Origin of the sequence: Actinacidiphila cocklensis (assembly GCF_907177275.1) — a bacterium.
Lineage (GTDB): Bacteria > Actinomycetota > Actinomycetes > Streptomycetales > Streptomycetaceae > Actinacidiphila > Actinacidiphila cocklensis.
Map to the genome: position 1 here is coordinate 204835 of NZ_CAJSLV010000059.1, position 17951 is coordinate 222785.

Below are 17951 nucleotides of genomic sequence, written 5' to 3' on the forward strand. Positions count from 1 at the left end.
CGCATCGGCGGCGGCTGGAACATCTACACCCAGATCATCGGCGTGGGCGACAGCAACGTCGACGGCAGGCCTGACATCGTCGCCGAGGACCGGGACGGCTCCACGTGGCGCTACCGCGGTACCGGGAGCCGGCAGGCCCCCTTCACCTCGCGCGACATGACCGGTGCCCTCTTCGTCCCCCGGTACACCATGGTGGTGTGACCCACTCGGCCCCACTAAAGTAGATAAATGTGGGCATAGCAGACGCTGTGGGAGCGGCCATGCGGGAGCACCGGCACGGGGCCGCCGCCCGTAAAGAGGTGGAGAGCACCCCGGAGCTGCTGGTGGCCCTCGCCCATCTGGTGGATCGGACGGGCGAGCGGATCAGGTTGCAGCGGGCACGGGTGGAGCTGGCGCTCGCGCTGCAGCGGGACATGCTCCCGGCGGAGCTGCCGCAGATCGCCGGGATGCAGCTCGCCGCCCGCTACCAGCCCTCGCAGGACGGGCTGGACGTCGGCGGCGACTGGTACGACGCCTTCCCGATGGCCGACGGCACGGTCGGGATCACCATCGGCGACGTCCAGGGGCACGACGTGGAGGCCGCGGCCGCCATGGGGCAGATCCGGATCGGCCTGCGCGCGCTGGCCAGCACCACCACCGACCCCGGCGAGCTGCTGCGGTACGAGAACGACCTGCTGCTGTCCACCGGCGGCACCCTCTTCGCGACCTGCTGCTTCATCCGCTTCGATCCGCTCACCGGCGGCATGGACCTGGCCCGGGCCGGGCACGTCCCGATGGTCTGGGCGCACGCGGGCGGTGCCCACGGTGTCGCGGACGACAGCTGCGGCCCGCCGCTGGGCGTGCTGCCCGGCACGCGCTACCCGGTCACGCACCGGTGGGTGCCGTACCCGGGCACGCTCGTGCTGCTCACCGACGGCGTCGTCGAGGGTCCGGCCTGCCCGATCGGCGTCGGCCTCGGCGAGGTGGACCGGCTGGTGCGGGCCGGGCACGACCGCGACCCGGAGGAGCTGGCCTCCGCGGTGATCCAGGTCGCCGACCTGACCGGGCACAACGACGACGCGGCGGTCCTGGTGGTGCATTACGACGGGCTCCCCGGGCGACGCGCGGACCGGTAGACCGGCGGACCGATAGGTGTGGATTTCCCGAATCGTAGGGATATCTTCCTCGTATGCCGGTGCGCGGACGTCTCCTCATCGCCGGGCAGATCGTCGTCCTTGCCGCCGTCTACTACGGGGCAGCAAAGCTGGGGCTGCTCCAGCAACTGGTGCGCGGCCAGGTCACGCCGCTCTGGCCGCCGACCGGTGTCGCGCTGACCGGGCTGCTGCTGTTCGGGCTGCGCACCTGGCCAGGCGTCGCCGTCGGTGCCTTCGTGGTCAACGTGACCCTCGGCGGCCCGGCCTGGATCGCCCTGACCATCACCGTCGGGAACACCCTCGCGCCGGTGGCGGCCTACCTCCTGCTGCGGTGGGCCGGCTTCCACAACGACCTGGACCGGCTCCGCGACGTCCTGTCCCTGATCTTCCTCGCCGCCTTCGGCGCGATGCTCGTCAGCTCCACGCTCGGCACCTCCGCCCTGGTCCTGTCCAGCGCCCTGGACTCGGCGGACTTCTGGCCCACCTGGTCGGTGTGGTGGACCGGCGACGCCATGGGCGTCCTCGTCGTCACGCCGTTCCTCCTGGTGCTCCGCGCGCCCCACCGGCCCCGCGACCTGCCGCCCGCCCGCTGGGCCGAGGCCGCCGCCCTGGCCCTGTGCACGCTGGCCGCCGGCTACCTCGCGACCAGCACGTCCCACGCCTCGCTGCTCTTCCTGGCCTTCCCCGTGCTGATCTGGTCGGCGTTCCGCTTCCAGCTCTTCGGCGCTACGACCTGCGCCCTGGTCTTCTCGACCCTGGCCATCCTGGCGGCGGCCCGGCAGGTCGGCCCGTTCGGGCACCACACCCTGCTGGGCAACATGGTCACCCTCCAGGGGTTCAACGGGGCCATCGCCCTGACGGCCCTCCTCCTCGCCGTCGTGATCATCGAACGCGACCGCACCCACGCCGAGATCCAGCGCCTCTGCGCCCGGCTCACCGAACTCGTCGGCCCGGACCTGCCCGGTTCCGGCTCCGGTTCCGCTTCCGGCCACGGCTTGCCGTAGCAAAAAAAATTGCCCCGCAGACCTCCCTTGATTCCGTCCCGGGACTTCGGCACCCTTCCCGATATGGTGATCGCACTGGGGGACGGCGCTCCGACGCCCCACGGTCACCTCCCCGCCGGGCCTGCGGCGTCCTCGCCGCCCACGCGCCGGCGCTCCGCCGCGGCACAGCCCGCCCGACCGGCCGACGGCCCGGTGCCCCGCCTTCCGCGACAGCTCCCGAACGGCAACGGCAACGGCACCGCCTGCCCGTTATGACCCGCCGCACCCAACCGCCAGGAGGCACCATGACCAACGACGTTCCGGCAACGCCTGCCTTCCCGGCCGCGACCCCCAGCGCCATCGGCTTCACCTCGGGGCCCCCGCTCTACATCGCTTCCGCGGCGTCCACGCCCCTGCCCGCGTTACCCCTGGCGGACGCGGTGCGCGACGGGCTGATATCGGAGGAGAACGCCAAGATCACCGGCATGACCTCCGTCGCCGTCGCGGACGAGTCGACGAGCGTGTTCGACATCGCGTCGGCCGCCGCCCTGGCGGCCACCTCCCGGGCGGACGTGCCCGTCACCGACATCGGCGCCGTGCTCTTCGCCAACGTGTTCCCCTACACCCGCCCGCGGCTGTACAACATGGCCACGGGCCTGGCCGAAGTCGTCGGCGCCCCCTGTGACTTCGCCACCGAGCTGTCGGGCGGCTGCGTGGCCGGCCTCAACGCGCTGCTGCTCGCCGCGTACCGGCTGCTCCCCTCCCACGACCGCGCCGCGCTCATCGTCGCGGCCGACGTCTGGCGGATGCCGCACATCGACCGCTACAACTGCGAGCAGGGCTACATCTTCGCCGACGGCGCCTCCGCCGTCGTGGTCGGCCGCGACGCCGGGTTCGCCCGCATCCTGTCCGCGGCGACCCTCACCGACCCCACGCTGAGCGGCATCCACGCCGAGGTCCCCTCGGACCGTACGCCCGTCGACATCACCGCGCGCGCCCGCAACTTCCTGCAGACCCGGATGGGCACCGACCAGGTCCTCCCGCGCCTGCGCGGCGGCCTGCGGGCCACCATCGACGCCGCCCTCGCGCAGGCCCGCGTCGACAGCCTGGCCGACGTCGCCCACGTGCTGGTCCCGGCCATCGGGGAGCCGTTCCTCTACCGGAACTACCTCGACCCGCTGGACATCCCCATCTCCCGCACCACATGGGACTACTCCGCGGTCACCGGCCACACCGGCGCGGCCGACCAGTTCAGCGCCCTCGCCCACCTGGTCGACACCGGGAAGTGCAGCAGCGGCGACATCATCCTCATGATCGCCGAGGGGCTCGGCTTCCAGTGGAGCCTGGTGGTCCTGCAGGTCCGGTAGACGCCTCTCCCGTCCCCCGCATGGCGGCGCCGCGCCTGACATTCCGGCGGGCTGCTTTGTCGTACTGATGAGAGACGTACACACCCCTAGCGAGCAGGAAGCTCAGGAGGCACCACATGACCACCCAGGTTCCGGCCACACCGTTCACTGAACCGGCGCCCGCCGAGCTCCTGGAGCGAGTGGCCGCCGCGCTGAAGGAGAAGAACTTCGCCGTCGAGATCGTCGACGACGCCGCTGCCGCGCGGGAGCTCGTCAAGAAGCTGATCCCCGAGGGCGCCCTCGTCTTCACCGGGGCCAGCGAGACCCTGCGGCTGTCCGGCATCGACGACGACATCAACACCAGCGGGCGATACGACTCCGTGAAGTCGCGCAGCACGACCATGGACCGCGGCACCCAGCTGGCCGAGATCTGGCGGCTGCTGGCCGTCCCGGAGGTCATCGTGGGCAGCGTCTCCGCGGTCACCGAGAGCGGCTCCCTCGTGCTCGCCTCGGCCAGCGGCAGCCAGCTGGCCGGCTTCTCGGGCGCCGCACCGCGTGCGGTCTGGGTCGTCGGGGCGCAGAAGATCGTGCCCGACCTGGAGACGGCGCTGCGCCGCATCGAGGAGTACTGCCTCCCGCTGGAGAGCGAGCGGGCCATGAAGGTCTACGGCGTGCCCAGCTCGGTCAACCGCCTGCTCGTCCTCAACAAGGAGCCGATGCCCGGGCGCGGCACCGTCGTGCTGGTCCGCGAGGCCATCGGATTCTGATTCCGGCACCACAGAGGTGAAAGGTCCCGGCCACCACGGCGCACAGCCGGGTGGCCGGGACTTCGGCATATCCACCGCACGAACACCAGGAGGGACTCCCATGTCGGGTCTGCAGGGCAAGGTAGTGATCGTGACGGGCGGCTCCGGCGGGCTGGGCACGGCGACGGCCGCCTGCATGGCCCGGGAGGGGGCCAGCGTGGTGGTCACCGGACGGGACCGCGAGGAGGGCGAGAAGGCCGCCGCCGAGGTCGGCGGGCTGTTCCTGCGCCACGACGTGACCAGCGAGGACGACTGGAGGTCCGTGGTGGACGCGACGGTCGACCGCTACGGCCGGCTGGACGGCCTGGTCAACAACGCCGGCATCGACTCCTGGTCGCTGATAGAGCACGAGACCCTGGAGCACTTCGAGGAGGTCCTGAAGGTCAACCTGACCGGGATCTTCCTCGGGTTGAAGGCGGTCATCGCGCCCATGCGGGCGGCCGGCGGCGGCTCGATCGTCAACATCGGCTCCGCCACGGGCCTGAGCGGGCACCCGCTCACCTCGGGGTACGGGGTGTCCAAGTGGGGCGCCCGCGGCCTGACCAAGATCGCGGCGGTGGAGCTGGGCCGCTACCGGATACGGGTGAACTCGGTCCACCCGGGCCTGATGTACACCCCGATGACCGCGGCCCGCGGCGTGAAGCAGGGCGAGGGCAACTTCCCGCTGTCCCCGCTGGGCCGGGTCGGCCTGCCGGCCGAGGTCGGCGAGGCGGTGTCCTTCCTGATCTCCGACGCGGCCGCGTACACCACGGGTTCGGACATCGCCGTCGACGGCGGCTGGACGGCGGGGGAGGCCGGCCTGATGCAGCACGCCCCCGCCCCTGAGGACCTCCCCGGCGGCACCGTCTGACGCCGGGGGCGGCCCCCGCGGGGCGGGGGCGGTCCCCGGTCAGCCCAGCAGTTCAGCCATCCGGTCGAGGTTGCGCAGCGTCCCGTCGCGCGGCTCGACCGGCAGGTTGAACGTGATCTCGTCCACGCCGGCCGCCGTCAGGTCCTCGACGGCCTTCCGCTCCGGCGCGGCCGCGTGCACCACGACGTTCACGTGCCGCTCCGCCCCGGCCCGCTCGCGCAGTTCGGTGACGGCGGTGCCGAGCGCCTCGGCGCTGGCGGCGTAGGGGAACCAGCCGTCGCCGAACTCCAGCACCCGGTCGAAGGTCCCCGGTCCCCAGCCGCCGACCAGCACCGGGATCGGGTGGAGCGGCTTGGGCCAGGCGAACGACGGCGGGAAGTCCACGTACTTGCCGTGGAACTCGGCCTGCTCCTGGGTCCACAGCTCCTTCATCGCCAGCACGCGCTCGCGCATCAGCGCGAACCGGGTGCGCGGGTCGGTGCCGTGGTCGCGCATCTCCTCGCGGTTCCAGCCGGCGCCGATGCCGAGGACGGCGCGGCCGCCGGACACGTGGTCCAGCGAGGCCAGTTCCTTGGCGAAGACGATCGGGTCGCGCTGCGGGATCAGCGCGATGCCGGTGCCCAGCAGCAGCCGTTCGGTGACGACGGCGGCGGCGGTGAGCGCCACGATCGGGTCGAACGTGCGGTAGTACATCGGGGGAAGGTCCATCCCGCCGGGGAACGGCGTCTCCCGGCTGGCCGGGATGTGGGTGTGCTCGGTCACGTACAGCGAGTCGAACCCCCTCTCCTCCAGCGCGGACCCGAGCGCGTCGGGTGCTATCCCCTCGTCGGTCACGAACGTCGATACACCGAACTTCATCGCGGTCACCTCACCGGTCAGCGGAGCTTGAGCGTCGTGGGCAGCGAGGCGAACCCACGGATGTTGGTGGTGTAGACGCGGATGCTGCGCTCCGCGTCGATCTGGTACCCGCTGATCAGGGAGGCCAGTTCGTCCAGGACGATCCGGCCCTCCAGCCGGGCCAGCGGGGCACCGATACAGAAGTGCGGGCCGCCCCCGAAGCTGATCGCGCGGTGGGTGTTGGCGCGGTCGAGGTCATAGCTCTCGGCGTCGGCGAACACCTCGGAGTCGCGGTTGGCGGACGCGATCAGCAGCAGGACGCGCGCGCCCGCGGGCACCCGGACGCCGTGGATGGTCCGCTCCTCGGTGAGGGTGCGCAGCACGTACTGGACGGGGGCGTCGTAGCGCAGGGTCTCCTCGATCCACTCCGATATCCCCCCGTCGAAGGCGCGGGCGAGCTGCTCGGGGTTGCGCCACGCCCAGTACCAGGCGTTGCCCAGCAGCCGCAGGCTCGTCTCGTAGCCCGCCGTGACCAGCAGGCCGAGCAGCGAGATGATCTCCGGGTCGGTCAGCGGCGAGCCGTCGACCTCCGCCTGCGCCAGCGTCGTCAGCAGGTCCTCGGCCGGGGTGCTGCGCCGTTCGGCGACCCAGCGCACGAACAACCCCGCCAGCTCGCCCATCGCCTGGGCGTTCTCCGGCGTCATGTCCCGCGCGCCCGGCGGGCGGTGGAACGCGAGGTTGATCAGGCGGCGGGCCTCGGCCCGGTCGTCGGCCGGCACCCCGATCAGCTCGGAGATGACGTCCATCGGGACGGTGGCGGCCACGTCGGCGATGAAGTCGAACGACTCGCGCTCCAGCGCCGCTTCGAGGTGGGTGCGCACGATCTCGCGGATGTGCGGCTCCATCGCGGCGACGCGGCGGGGGTTGAACACCGACGACACCAGCGCCCGCGTCCGGGTGTGGTCGGGCGCGTCCATCGCGCTGAACGACATCATCTTGTGCGCGTCGGGACCCCAGATGGCGTCGTCCAGGACGGGGCCGTTGGAGCTGGAGTAACCCGCGGGGTCGCGTAACGCGGCATCCACGTCCGCATGTCGTGACAGCACCCAGATGTCCAGGTCTGCGTTGTGATAGACGGGCGCCTCCTCCCGGAGCCGCGCATACAGCGGGTAAGGGTCGACGTTGAGTTGCACGTCGTAGGGGCTGTACTCCACTGCCACCTTCGATCGCCTCCACACTTGTGATCGGTTCGAGCGTCCCTGTTCCGGTGCCTGACAGAGCGTCAGAAAGTGATACTCCTGGGGTTCCTGCTCGCTGAGTGATCTGTGCGCCTCATAGGTACGACAAGACAACCGGCTGGAATGTGAGGCGGGAGGCCGACCTGACATTCGGGTGCGCTGTGTTGTCGGAGTGGTGAGAGAAGACGCCGCGGAGGGACTGGTGACACACGATGACCACCGAGTCGGGACCCGGGAACGGCAGGTCCGATCCCAGCCTGAGCGTGATCATCAGCGAGCGGCGCCAGTTGACCGACCTCGGCTACCGGCTGCTCGGCTCGCTGGCCGACGCCGAGGACGCCGTCCGGGAGACCTACGCCCGGTGGTACGCGATGCCGCGCGAGGACCAGGACGCGGTCGCCTCCCCCGGCACCTGGCTCACGACGGTTCTCAGCCGGATCTGCCTGGACCTGCTCGACTCCGCGCGGGCCCGGCGCGCGTCGTACGTGGGTGAGTGGATCCCCGAGCCGCTGCCGCAGCAGGCGGAGTGGTCCGCGGCCCCACCGGGCGGCACCGGCACGGACCCGGCCGACCGGGTCACCCTCGACGAGTCGGTGAGCATGGCCTTCCTGGTCGTCCTCGACGCGATGACCCCCGCCGAGCGGGTGGCCTTCGTGCTGCACGACCTGTTCCGCTTCTCCTTCGCCGAGGTGGCCGAGATCGTCGGCCCGACCCCGGCGGCCTGCCAGGAGCTGGCCTCCGCGGCCCGCCACCGCATCCGCAACTCGCGCGCCTCCACGGCCCCGAAAGCGCAGCAGGCCGACATCGTGCGGGAGTTCAGGCAGGTGTGGTTGGCCAAGGACATCGACGGCCTGATCGCCCTGCTGGACCCCGACGCCATGGTGACCACCGACAGCGGCGGCCTGGCCACGGCCGCGGACCGCCCGGTCGAGGGCGGCGAGCAGATCGCCCGCGCCTGCGTCGAGTTGGCCGAACGCGCCCCCCTGACCATCGTGGAGCGCACCGTCAACGGCCAGCCCGGCCTGGTGAGCCGGCACGCCGGTACCACGGTCGCGGTCCTGGCCTTCGACATCGCGGGCGGCCGCATCAAGCACATCTGGGCCATCCTCAACCCGGAAAAACTCCGCTCCTGGACCCCGAACTGACCGCACCGGCCCCGGCCCCGGGTTGTGGTGAAACAGCGGAAGTTGGTCTAGTCCTCTTGACGCGATGCACCTGCGCGCTGTTTGGTACGTACCAACTCAGGCCCGAGATGCACCCTCCCCCCACCACTTCACGCATGAGGGGCTTTCATGCAGCTTGCCAAATGGGCGGCCTCCGCCTCCGCGCTCACGCTCGCGACCGCCGGTGCGGTCCTCGCCCTGGCTCCCGACGGCAACGCCGCGGCGACCAGCGTCTACTCCGTGGCTCCCTACGTCGACATGTCCAACAGCCAGGAAGGCCTGCTCGACACCGCCATCACCGGGCACGGGCTCAAGGCCTACACGGCCGCCTTCGTGCTCGGGTCCGGCTGCAACCAGATCTGGGGCGACACCCTTCCCATCGGCAACGACTCCTTCACCGACCCGCTGATCGCGAAGGCGAAGTCCGAGGGCGCCTCGCTGATCATCTCCTCGGGCGGCGCGGCCGGCCTGCCGCTGGCGTGGACCTGCTCCAACCAGAGCTCGATCGACGCCGGTTACCAGGCCCTCATCAACGACTACGGCGTCACCCAGCTGGACTTCGACATCGAGGGCGCCGCGATCGCGGACACCGCCGCCACGGCACGGCAGATGCAGGCCATGAAGGACCTCAAGGCGTCCAACCCGAGCCTGAAGTTCTCGGTGACCCTGCCGGTCCTGACCAGCGGGCTGACCAACGACGGCGTGAACATCATCAAGGCCGCCAAGAGCGCGGGCGTCAAGATCGACGTGGTCAACATCATGACCATGGACTTCTACGCGGGCACCGGCACCCAGATGGGCCAGGGCTCGGTCTCAGCCGCCCAGGCCACGCTGTCCCAGATGCAGTCCGTCGACGCCGGCTACACCTACGCCAACCTCGGGATCACCCCGATGATCGGCAAGAACGACGACGGCTCGACGTTCACCCTGGCCGACGCCCAGACCGTGGAGACCTTCGCCGCCCAACAGGGCGTCGCAAGACTGGCGTTCTGGTCGGTCGACCGCGACCAGCCGTGCGGCGGCAGCGCCAACTCGCTGTCCACGTGCAGCCAGATCAGCCAGAGCAGCCTGGCCTTCACCGACATCTTCCTGCGGTACACGGGCGGCTCGGGCGGCACCACCGGCGGCACCACCGGCGGGACCACGACCGGCGGCACCACCACGGGCGGAACGACCACCGGCGGCACCACGGCCGGCGGGACCACCGGGGGGACGACGTGCACCACCGCCTCCTGGAGCGCCTCGCAGATCTACACCGGCGGCAACACGGCCTCCTGGAAGGGCCACAACTGGAAGGCGAAGTGGTGGACGCAGGGCGAGGAGCCCGGGACCACCGGTGAATGGGGTGTCTGGCAGGACCTCGGCGCCTGCTGAGCCGCCGGTCTCCGTCCGCTGATCCGCTGATACGGGAACGTCCCACGGCCCGGCCCCCGTTCGGGGCCGGGCCGACCCGCGGCCGCGAACGACCGTCGCCGCACGGGTCCTACAGGACGACCACCAGGACGATGACCACGACGATGCCGGCCAGCAGGGCCAGATAACCCGCGGCCGCCCCCCACATCAGCCTCCTGAAGGGCTTCGTCACGGCGCCGGTCAGATTCCCGCCGCGCACCGACTCCCCGTGCGACCAGGCCTCCCACACGTACGACCAGACCGATGAGGCGACCTGGCGGACCAGCCTGCCCTGGCCCTTGGTGGCCCAGCCGACGACGGAGTCGCCGGCCGCCTTCACCGTCGCGCGGTCGTTCCTGTTCAGCAGGTCGGCGTCCGTGCTGTGCTTGAGCTGCGCGAGGCGCTCCCGCATTCCGGCGATGGCCTTGTCGGCCGGAAGACCCGTCTCGGCCCCCAGGATGGCCCGGTGGAGCTCCTTCTCCCGCGCCAGGACGTCGGAGGGCGGCACCAGCAGGGGCAGCAGGTGGTGGACCGCGTCCAGCCGGCCCCAGAGGAAGTCCGACTTCCGCCAGTCGTCGTTGATGAACGCGCCGAAGTGGTGGAACCGGATGCCGTAGAGCTTCCGGTCGCCCAGGCCCTCCGACCAGTCCTCGTTGAACAGCGGCCCGACGCTGTCGGGTCCCAGGCGCAGGAACCTGAACCGCGGGGTGAGCTTGCCGATCACCTTGGCGGGAGGCGCGAAGGTCTGCGTGAGGACCTCGACCTGCAGCCCCGCGGAGACCACCGTCCTCGCCTCCCAGATCCCGTCCCCGCCCGCCGCGTCGCCCGTCCTCCGCTCGGCGTCCGCCGTGTTCAGCGCCTTCGCGAACTCGTCCGCGGCCCGCCACACCCGCACACCGGCCGCGCCGGTGGCATCCAGGTCGCGGAACACGCCGTTGACCAGGCGGGCGACCTGCTCCTCGCTCAGCTCGGCCCCCGCGGGGCGCCGCCGGATCTCCTCCGCCTTCACCGCGTCCGTGATGGCGATGACTTCCCTGAGCTGCTTGTCGATGAAGATCGTCGCGTCGCTCAGCGCCGCACGCCCCTCGGACCCTTCGGCGAACGGCGGCACGCCGGACACCGGCGCCAGGCGGGTCTGCAGGTAGTTCCCCAGGAGCTGGACGAGCCGTTCGGCGACGATCAGCCCCCACCGCCAGGTTTCCGGCCCCTCGCACTGCGGGTCCGAGATCTCGTCCGGATGGTCCGACGGGCACCACAGCCAGTCCGTCGTGGCGAGGATCGCGTCGAAGGCCTCACGGTTCGGCACCTCGGGAGCAGACAGCGTGGTCACGGCACCCGTGTCGGCTCCGGCCGCCGGCTGCAGCGCCAGCAGCAGGGCGTTGAGCCGGCTCCGCCGGTATTCGCCCAGGAGCCCGCTCGCCGCCTCCGCGGTACGCCGGACGAACGCTTCCCCGCCCGCGGCGTCGCCCTCGGCGAGGACGTCGACCAGCCGCCCGAACAGCTCGTCACGGGTGGCCAGCCCGCTCGTGGCCAGCCGGTTGTCCAGCTCTTCCACGCTGGCGCGGAAGTTCGCCTCCTTGGGGTAGTTGCTCGCGCTCCACAGCGTGGTGCCGATCTTGATGTCGGCGCTCCGCTGGTCCTTGACCGCCTCCTCGGCCACCTGCCCGCCGGAGGGGACGACGTAGGTGACCACCCGCTCCACGGCACCGGAGGCCACCCGCTTCGTGATGGCCTCCAGGACGGAGGCGAACGGCTCGTTGTTGAGCACCCCGCCGTCCATCACGCTGCTCGCCGGATAGCTCCTGCCGTCGTCGGGAACGATCCGGCGTTCGAGCAGCGTGGACTCGCTCATCGGGGCGAACGCCCCGGGGAAGCCCGCGGTGACCCGGCCGGCGAGCCGCAGCACCCCCTCGGCCTCGTCCGAGAAGTGGCTCGCCTCCTCCTTGCCGCATTCGACGATCCCGTACGCGCCGTCCTGCTTCGCGTACTCGACGTCCCGGACATGGCTCTCGAACCGGTAGACGCGCCGGTGGTCGGGCACGCTGAAAGGCCGCCCGTAGCTGTCGCGGTACGTCCGGCAGCGGCCGTCCAGGGCCGTCCCGGTGACGAACAGCGTGACCATCTTCCGCTGGCGGACGGACCCGTTCCTGATGGACTTCAGCACCTCGCCGATCTTCTTCTCGAAGTACATCCCGTTCAGGATGCTGTTCTCCTCGACGGGCACGCGCATCAGCCGCTGCCGGACCCTCATCGGCTGCTTCAGCAGCTTGTCGAGCGACGCCGACGACCGCCACATCTGCCGCAGGTCGGGGAGCTGGGCGTTGCGGGCGATCGCGGTGGCGAGGAAGAGGCCGTTGAGTCCGCCGGCCGACGTGCCGGACAGGATGTCGATCTCCACCTCCTTCCCCTTCTCCCTGACCAGCTCCCGCCAGGCCCGGAACACCGGCACGTCCCGATCGGCCGCGTCGGGCTCCGGGTACTGCGGCGACGACGCGCGCCGCAGCAGATCCAGCTCGTGCGTCACGCCCCCCATCCAGACCGCGAGACTGACGCCGCCGTTCATCACCAGCGCGAGTCGGATGGTCCCGCGCCCTTCGGTCTCGCTGCTCACCGCCGGCCCTTTCTCGGAGGTCGTGCCCGCTCGGGGTCCCCTCGACCGTCCCAGACCCGCGACCGCCCCGCACCGCGGAAGCCGTCCGGTTCGGCTATCGGGCGGACGGGCCGGCGGACCTCGTCCCGCTGACGGACCTCGGGCGTCCGCTTTCGGAACGGCTGCGGACTTCCGACCTGGTGGAGTACACAGTGCGGGGCACCAGGCACACTTCACCTGTCGCAGTCCCAACCAACAAGAGGATCACGCATGATCACGCTGAAGAAGGAAGACGAGCCGGCGGATCTGGGCGGGGTGACCCATCTGTCCATCGGGGTGTCCTGGGACCCCACCGCCGGAAGCAGCGGCGGGCTCATGGGCAAGATCCGCCAGAAGACCGGCACCGACCTCGACCTGATCGCCGTGGCGATGCAGGGGACCGAGCCGGTGCGGCTGGCCGGGCTCGACTCCACCGACCCGTTCGGCAACGGCTCGCTCATACACAGCGGGGACAACCAGACGGGCCGCGGGGACGGCGACGACGAGACGGTGACCGTCGTGCTCGACAAGGTGCCGCCGATCATCACCTCCATCGTGTTCGTCGCCGCCGCGTACAAGAAGCGCAGCGCCTTCCAGAACGCGCGGAACATCAGCTTCAAGGTGTACGACGCGACGGGCGGCAGCACCACGCAGGTCGCCGACATCTGGCCGAGCCTGCTCAGCACCGACAACGGCTGCGCGGTGGCCAAGGTGACAAGGGGCGCCGACGGCTGGAAACTCCAGGTGATCAACGAGACGGGGAAGATCAAGCAGGGGGACGAGCAGGCCCTGATGCGCTTCGCCATGAGCAAGTAGCAAAGGCTCGCGTCGGGGTCCTACCGCGTCCGGTAGGACCCTTCGGCGTCGTCCCCGACGGTGACCGATGGACGGCCCGCCCGTCCTACGTGCCCGACCGCAGGGTGAGCAGCGTGATCTCGCCCGGCGCGAAGACCCGGAAGGGCGGCCCCCAGAAGCCGGTGCCGCGGCTGGTGTAGAGCTGGGTGCGCTCGCCGTGCCGGCTCAGGCCGTGCACCACCGGCTGGTCGATGCGGACGAGGAAGTTGAAGGGCCAGATCTGGCCGCCGTGGGTGTGCCCGGAGACCTGCAGGTCGACGCCGGCGGCAGCGGCCCGGTCGACGTACTTGGGCTGGTGGGCGACGAGCAGGACCGGCCGCTCCGGGTCCGCCCCCGCCAGTGCGCCGAGCAGGTTCGCGCGGTGCCCCTCAAGACCCGAGGACTCCGCGGTGACGTCGTCCACGCCCGCCAGGACCAGGAGGTCCCCGCCGCGCTCCACCACGACGTGGCGGTTGTGCAGCGGCTCCCAGCCCAGTTCCGCCATGCGGTCCAGCCAGCCCTGGGCCTCCCCGAAGTACTCGTGGTTCCCGGTGACGTAGACCTTCGCCAGCCGCGACCGGATCGTCCCCAGCGGCGCGGACTGCTCCCGGCGCTGGACGGGGGTGCCGTCGGCGATGTCGCCTGCGTGGACGACGACGTCCGCGTCGAGCCCGTTGACCACCTCGGCGACCCGCGCCGACCAGCCGGCCCGGTCGATCGGCCCGTAGTGGGTGTCGGCCAGGAGGACGACACGGGTGCCGTCCAGGCCGCCGCCGAGCCGCGGGACGCGGACGTCCAGCCGCTTCACCCGGGGTACGCGCATGGCCTCCTGGTGCCCCCACGCCAGCAGCCCGGCCGAGACCGCGGCGACCGCGGCCGCGACGGCCCTGGCCCGGTCGGCGCCGCCGACGCCGAGCCCGGCCAGCACGAGGTGCACCAGGCCGCCCAGCACCGACCAGGTGAACAGCACCCAGACCACGCCGAGCGAGGTGTCCGCGAAGCGGGCCGCCCGGTCGGCGCGCCGGCGCCCGTGGCCCGCGGCCATCAGGAACGGGAAGGAGACCAGCCAGCAGGCGAAGACGACCGTGCCGGCCAGGAAGACCGGGAAGGGCCAGTGGACGCCGGAGGCGAACAGCGTCCACCAGGGCACGAAGAACAGCATCGCGAGGACGAGCAGGACCACGGTCCCGCCCAGCCGCCGGCGCAGGGACCCCCTCCCGCCCTCCGGCCGCCCACCGTCCGCGGTGCGCTCAGGACCGCCGCCGGGCGGCACGGGGTCCGCCTCCACCTGGATGGAATCGCTGTCTGCCACTGCGCCGCCCCTCACACCTGTCCCACCGCCGGACCCCATCATCTCAAGGGCGCCCTCCCCGGCCCGACCCGCTGCGGATGAAGTGCCAACACCGGTTGCCTGCGGCCTACTTGTGGAGTCCGCCACCGACATGGTGCCCTTGTGGCTCACGGGGCAACCGATGCCAGGGAGGGGAACGGGTCTCATGATCAAGCGAATGGTCGCCGTGGCGGCACTGATCCCGGCCATGATGGGCGCCGCATCCGGAGTCGCCTCGGCGCAGCCCGCGCCGAAGGCGACCGCAGCGGTGGTCACCCTGACCTACGACGCCAGCCGTGCGGGCCAGTGGGCGGCCGCGGTCACGGCGGGCGTGCAGAACTGGAACAGCGCGGTCCACAACGTCCACCTGCAGCCCGTCAGTTCGGGAGCACGCGCCGACTACGTCTACGTGGCGACCAGCGGCTGGCCGCAGACGACGCTCGGGCCGATCCTCCCCGGCGGCAGGGGCCAGGTGCAGTTGGGCCAGGAAGCGGTCGCCGAGGGCTACGACATGACGCGGATCGCCGCGCACGAGACCGGGCACATCCTCGGGCTGCTCGACGACTACAGCGGCCCGTGCTCGGAGATCATGTCCGGCCACGGCCCCGGCACCTCGTGCACCAACGCCAAGCCCAACACGGCCGAGGCGGCGCGGGTCGACAGCAACTACGCGAACCGCACCGCGGCGGCGGTCCCCGCCCGGTACCCGGTCGTGGTCGACGTCTGGTCCGCCCCGGACCTCGCCCGCTCGCACTGACCTGCGGCGACGACCGGCCGGTGGGTGGCGGGGTCCACCGGTCGGTGGACGGGAGGTTCAACCGGGCGACTGATCACCCGCCGGCCGGAAACCCGCTGAGGAGCAGGTCCCGCGCGGCCCTCACCAGGTCGCGGGGCTCCCCGCGCTCCAGTAGCCCGCGGCGGGAACGCCCTCCCCGTTCGCGCCCGCCTCGGTGCCCAGCACCGGAGACAGGCAGTGGCGGCACTTCTTGTAACCGGTGCCTGCCGGTGCCGCGGTCTTACGGCCGACCCACTCGGTGGCCTCCTCCACCGTCATCACCTGCATCCCGGCCGCCCACGAGGTGCTCAGCACCCCGTGGTGCGCGAAGGCGGGCAGGGCGGCCAGGCACCAGGGCGGCTCCACCGGCTCGGCTCGGCCGACGAACTGCGCCACCTTGGGGCAGTAGCTGCGGTGCAGGGTGTTCTTGCCTGCCGCGTACGGGTGACGGTCCTGGTCGGAGAGCCGCACCTTGTGCGTGAAGGACTCGATGGAGATGGCGTCGAACTCCGCACGGGCGCCCAGGCACACAGGACAGGCGTGCGGGCAGTCGTCGCCGATCTGCCCGGGATCGACCGCGCTGCTCGGCTCGACGTCGAACGGACCGCTCGGCTCGACGTCGAACGGACGGCCCACCCCGGCGTCGAACGCGCTGCCAACGCCGGTGCCGAACGCGCCGCTCAATCCGGCATCGAACGCGCTGCTCAGTTCCTCCGCCGTGTGAAATCGCTGCGCGAAGGCGTCCAGGGCGTATTGCAGCTCCTCCCCGGTGACCCACCCCCGTGCGAGCAGGTCGATCATCTCCTTGACCGCCGGGAACTCGACCACAAGGTGCCAACCCCCCGGAACATGGGGGGATTCGGTGCAGTGTATTCCCCACACGAACCAGTCCTCTGCGTGCGGGCTACCGATCATCGCCTGGACTTTCTCCTCGAAGAGCAGGGTAAACCTCTCAAAGGTCCCACAGCCGGCGCCCGACGAGGTCGACGGGAAAACCCGGCGCGGTCAGTGCTTGCGCTGCCGGGGCAGCTTGGCGTGGCGCGGATGGAGAAGGGTGAGCTGCCGGAAAAGCAGGTGGAAGCTGACAAGAGCGGAGACGGGTGGCAGACCGGCCGTGGCGATCCCGCTGAGCGTCCGCGGGGCGTGGGCAATGCCCAGGGCCATGGCGATCGCCGAGAAGAGCAGCATCACCAGCCAGGCGGCCCGCACCTGACGCCGGTGGGCCGCCGCGTGCAGGATGGACAGGCACGCCACGGTCCACGGTCCGTAGATCAGCAGCGGCCACAAGGAGGCCAGGCTGTACGCGGTCGGGACGGCCAGGTCGTGCAGCGGGCGGTAGCAGACACGGGCACCGAGAACGCCGACCGTGCAGGTGACCAGCGCGGTGGCACCCGGGATGCCGATCCCGACCACGGACGACCGCCGCGCCCAGACCAGGCGCGGCTTCCTGCGTCGACGGTCGACCGGCGGGCTCGCGGTCAGCGGGGCGCCGGGCGCCTCCTCATGGATCGGCGCCGCCACGTACGTGTCCTGCGGCCGGAAGAGCTCCTCGAACTCGGCATCCAGGTCGTAGCGCCCGGCGCCGGCGCCGGAGTGGTCATCGGGCGGGAAGTGGAGCGGCTGCCCTGCCTCGGCGTCGGACGCATCGGGGGAGATGAACTGATGCGTGTCGAATTCACGCATAGGGCCGCCACTCGGATTGCGGGGCCTGCCGGCGCACACCCTTCGGCGCTCCGAGAAGGGCGGCGTTCCAGCGCATCGTGAAATCGGCCTCGACCCGTCCCGCATGGGCCAGGAAATCGTCCAGCAGGTCGCCGAACACGGGCAGGCCGGCGACCCGCTCCCACTCGGCGGAATCCGCACCGGCCGATGGCCGTCCGATTCTCCCTGGAGCGAGGGTCGGCGGCGCCGGAGCAGGGTCGGCGGATTGCCAGGCCGCACCTCCGGAAGGGAGAGGGCGAGAGGACTCTTTCACGCCTCTTCAACGAGACCGGGATTGCGCTGGATGCAGCGCATTGGAGTGAATCTCCGCAGCATTCGGTCGACATTTCGGAGACCGGCGCACCAGGCTTTGCGTTCACGGGCCGCGCCGGCGCTCCGGCTCGCGGGCCGGGCCGCCCGGCAAGGGCGGCGCTTCCGGTCAGTCCGCAGGGGCCGCGGCGACCTTCGCCGCGATGCGTTCGAGGGCGGCGAGATCCTCGGGGGCGAGCCGGTCGACGAAGTGGCGCCGCACCGAGGCGAGGTGGGCGGGGGCGGCGTCCCTGAGCGTGTCCAGGCCCTGCCCGGTGAGGACCAGGACGCATCCGCGCCCGTCCGTCGGGTCCGGCTCGCGGCGCAGGAGGCCGCGCGCCTCCATGCGCGTGGCGTGGCGGGAGAGCCGGCTGCGCGACCAGCCCATCTTGGCCGCCTGCTCGTGCAGGGGGCTCGCGGTGCCGGGCTGCTCGGACAGGGTGCTGAGCACTTCGTAGTCCGCCTCCGACAGTCCGCGCTCCGCCAGGTCCTGCGCGGTGCGTACCTGCACGGCGGTCACCATCCGGCGGTACGCCCGCCAGGCGCGCTCCTCCTCGGCGGCCAGCCAGGGGGTGGCGGCACGGTCCGACGATCTCGTTGACATGTAACCAATCTAGCAGCTAAC

17 protein-coding genes and 1 pseudogene are annotated in these 17951 nt (G+C 71.4%); 10 read left to right on the forward strand and 8 right to left on the reverse strand.

The genetic code is table 11. From position 1 onward, the window contains the following. The 6 genes and pseudogenes from NFU81_RS20145 to NFU81_RS20170 form a co-directional block, all read left to right on the forward strand. Positions 1-201, forward strand: a pseudogene (locus NFU81_RS20145) (hypothetical protein); the annotation flags it as partial. Between the two features lie 59 nt (positions 202-260). Continuing rightward, positions 261-1115 carry a PP2C family protein-serine/threonine phosphatase gene (locus NFU81_RS20150; protein ID WP_251491846.1) on the forward strand — a complete coding sequence of 285 codons (855 nt, stop codon included), beginning with the start codon at positions 261-263 and terminating at the stop codon, positions 1113-1115. Between the two features lie 53 nt (positions 1116-1168). Continuing rightward, positions 1169-2137 carry an MASE1 domain-containing protein gene (locus NFU81_RS20155; RefSeq protein WP_251491848.1) on the forward strand — a complete coding sequence of 323 codons (969 nt, stop codon included), beginning with the start codon at positions 1169-1171 and terminating at the stop codon, positions 2135-2137. A 284-nt stretch (positions 2138-2421) separates the two neighbouring features. After that, a complete protein-coding gene (locus tag NFU81_RS20160; protein ID WP_251491850.1) occupies positions 2422-3483 on the forward strand; it encodes a 3-oxoacyl-[acyl-carrier-protein] synthase III C-terminal domain-containing protein in 1062 nt (353 codons plus the stop codon). 116 nt (positions 3484-3599) lie between these two features. Further along, complete coding sequence (locus NFU81_RS20165; RefSeq protein ID WP_251491852.1) at positions 3600-4229, forward strand: LUD domain-containing protein; 630 nt, start codon at positions 3600-3602, stop codon at positions 4227-4229. A 100-nt stretch (positions 4230-4329) separates the two neighbouring features. Then, the gene (locus NFU81_RS20170) at positions 4330-5118 is read left to right on the forward strand and encodes a glucose 1-dehydrogenase (protein WP_251491854.1); all 789 of its coding nucleotides are present in this window, start codon (positions 4330-4332) and stop codon (positions 5116-5118) included. A gap of 39 nt (positions 5119-5157) precedes the next feature. Here the strand turns inward: NFU81_RS20170 and NFU81_RS20175 are convergent, their stop codons facing one another. Continuing rightward, on the reverse strand, positions 5158-5976 hold the full coding sequence (locus tag NFU81_RS20175; protein WP_251491856.1) for an LLM class F420-dependent oxidoreductase: 819 nt from the start codon (positions 5974-5976) through the stop codon (positions 5158-5160). 17 nt (positions 5977-5993) lie between these two features. Next, positions 5994-7175, reverse strand: a complete 1182-nt coding sequence (locus NFU81_RS20180; RefSeq protein WP_251491858.1) for a cytochrome P450 — start codon at positions 7173-7175, stop codon at positions 5994-5996. Positions 7176-7405: 230 nt separating this feature from the next. Between NFU81_RS20180 and sigJ the strand changes: the two genes are divergently transcribed. Further along, a complete protein-coding gene (gene sigJ / locus NFU81_RS20185; protein ID WP_251491860.1) occupies positions 7406-8338 on the forward strand; it encodes an RNA polymerase sigma factor SigJ in 933 nt (310 codons plus the stop codon). 147 nt (positions 8339-8485) lie between these two features. Next, the gene (locus tag NFU81_RS20190; protein ID WP_251491862.1) at positions 8486-9730 is read left to right on the forward strand and encodes a chitinase; all 1245 of its coding nucleotides are present in this window, start codon (positions 8486-8488) and stop codon (positions 9728-9730) included. Between the two features lie 109 nt (positions 9731-9839). Here the strand turns inward: NFU81_RS20190 and NFU81_RS20195 are convergent, their stop codons facing one another. After that, the gene (locus NFU81_RS20195; protein ID WP_251491864.1) at positions 9840-12359 is read right to left on the reverse strand and encodes a DUF3376 domain-containing protein; all 2520 of its coding nucleotides are present in this window, start codon (positions 12357-12359) and stop codon (positions 9840-9842) included. 249 nt (positions 12360-12608) lie between these two features. Between NFU81_RS20195 and NFU81_RS20200 the strand changes: the two genes are divergently transcribed. Beyond that, on the forward strand, positions 12609-13193 hold the full coding sequence (locus NFU81_RS20200) for a TerD family protein (RefSeq protein WP_251491866.1): 585 nt from the start codon (positions 12609-12611) through the stop codon (positions 13191-13193). 85 nt (positions 13194-13278) lie between these two features. Here NFU81_RS20200 and NFU81_RS20205 read toward each other — a convergent pair whose 3' ends face one another. After that, the gene (locus NFU81_RS20205) at positions 13279-14523 is read right to left on the reverse strand and encodes a metallophosphoesterase (protein WP_422665236.1); all 1245 of its coding nucleotides are present in this window, start codon (positions 14521-14523) and stop codon (positions 13279-13281) included. A gap of 184 nt (positions 14524-14707) precedes the next feature. Between NFU81_RS20205 and NFU81_RS20210 the strand changes: the two genes are divergently transcribed. Beyond that, complete coding sequence (locus NFU81_RS20210) at positions 14708-15298, forward strand: snapalysin family zinc-dependent metalloprotease (protein ID WP_251491868.1); 591 nt, start codon at positions 14708-14710, stop codon at positions 15296-15298. A gap of 120 nt (positions 15299-15418) precedes the next feature. Here the strand turns inward: NFU81_RS20210 and NFU81_RS20215 are convergent, their stop codons facing one another. The 4 genes from NFU81_RS20215 to NFU81_RS20230 form a co-directional block, all read right to left on the reverse strand. Continuing rightward, positions 15419-16144, reverse strand: coding sequence for a hypothetical protein (locus NFU81_RS20215; RefSeq protein ID WP_251491870.1), 726 nt, complete (start codon positions 16142-16144; stop codon positions 15419-15421). A gap of 177 nt (positions 16145-16321) precedes the next feature. Beyond that, complete coding sequence (locus tag NFU81_RS20220; RefSeq protein ID WP_251491872.1) at positions 16322-16999, reverse strand: DUF2637 domain-containing protein; 678 nt, start codon at positions 16997-16999, stop codon at positions 16322-16324. Further along, positions 16992-17138: a hypothetical protein gene (locus NFU81_RS20225; RefSeq protein WP_251491874.1), complete on the reverse strand. Its 147-nt coding sequence runs from the start codon at positions 17136-17138 to the stop codon at positions 16992-16994. The genes NFU81_RS20220 and NFU81_RS20225 overlap by 8 nt, the downstream gene beginning before the upstream one ends. A 318-nt stretch (positions 17139-17456) precedes the next feature. Then, on the reverse strand, positions 17457-17930 hold the full coding sequence (locus tag NFU81_RS20230; RefSeq protein ID WP_251491875.1) for a MarR family winged helix-turn-helix transcriptional regulator: 474 nt from the start codon (positions 17928-17930) through the stop codon (positions 17457-17459). Positions 17931-17951 lie beyond the last annotated feature (21 nt).

Excerpts from the sequence above, each read along its gene's own strand:
- NFU81_RS20150 (WP_251491846.1), top strand. The coding sequence starts at position 261 with ATGCGGGAGCACCGGCACGGGGCCGCCGCCCGTAAAGAGGTGGAGAGC.
- NFU81_RS20155 (WP_251491848.1), top strand. The coding sequence starts at position 1,169 with ATGCCGGTGCGCGGACGTCTCCTCATCGCCGGGCAGATCGTCGTCCTT.
- NFU81_RS20160 (WP_251491850.1), top strand. The coding sequence starts at position 2,422 with ATGACCAACGACGTTCCGGCAACGCCTGCCTTCCCGGCCGCGACCCCC.
- NFU81_RS20165 (WP_251491852.1), top strand. The coding sequence starts at position 3,600 with ATGACCACCCAGGTTCCGGCCACACCGTTCACTGAACCGGCGCCCGCC.
- NFU81_RS20170 (WP_251491854.1), top strand. The coding sequence starts at position 4,330 with ATGTCGGGTCTGCAGGGCAAGGTAGTGATCGTGACGGGCGGCTCCGGC.
- NFU81_RS20175 (WP_251491856.1), bottom strand. The coding sequence starts at position 5,976 with ATGAAGTTCGGTGTATCGACGTTCGTGACCGACGAGGGGATAGCACCC.
- sigJ (WP_251491860.1), top strand. The coding sequence starts at position 7,406 with ATGACCACCGAGTCGGGACCCGGGAACGGCAGGTCCGATCCCAGCCTG.
- NFU81_RS20190 (WP_251491862.1), top strand. The coding sequence starts at position 8,486 with ATGCAGCTTGCCAAATGGGCGGCCTCCGCCTCCGCGCTCACGCTCGCG.
- NFU81_RS20200 (WP_251491866.1), top strand. The coding sequence starts at position 12,609 with ATGATCACGCTGAAGAAGGAAGACGAGCCGGCGGATCTGGGCGGGGTG.
- NFU81_RS20210 (WP_251491868.1), top strand. The coding sequence starts at position 14,708 with ATGATCAAGCGAATGGTCGCCGTGGCGGCACTGATCCCGGCCATGATG.
- NFU81_RS20220 (WP_251491872.1), bottom strand. The coding sequence starts at position 16,999 with ATGCGTGAATTCGACACGCATCAGTTCATCTCCCCCGATGCGTCCGAC.
- NFU81_RS20230 (WP_251491875.1), bottom strand. The coding sequence starts at position 17,930 with ATGTCAACGAGATCGTCGGACCGTGCCGCCACCCCCTGGCTGGCCGCC.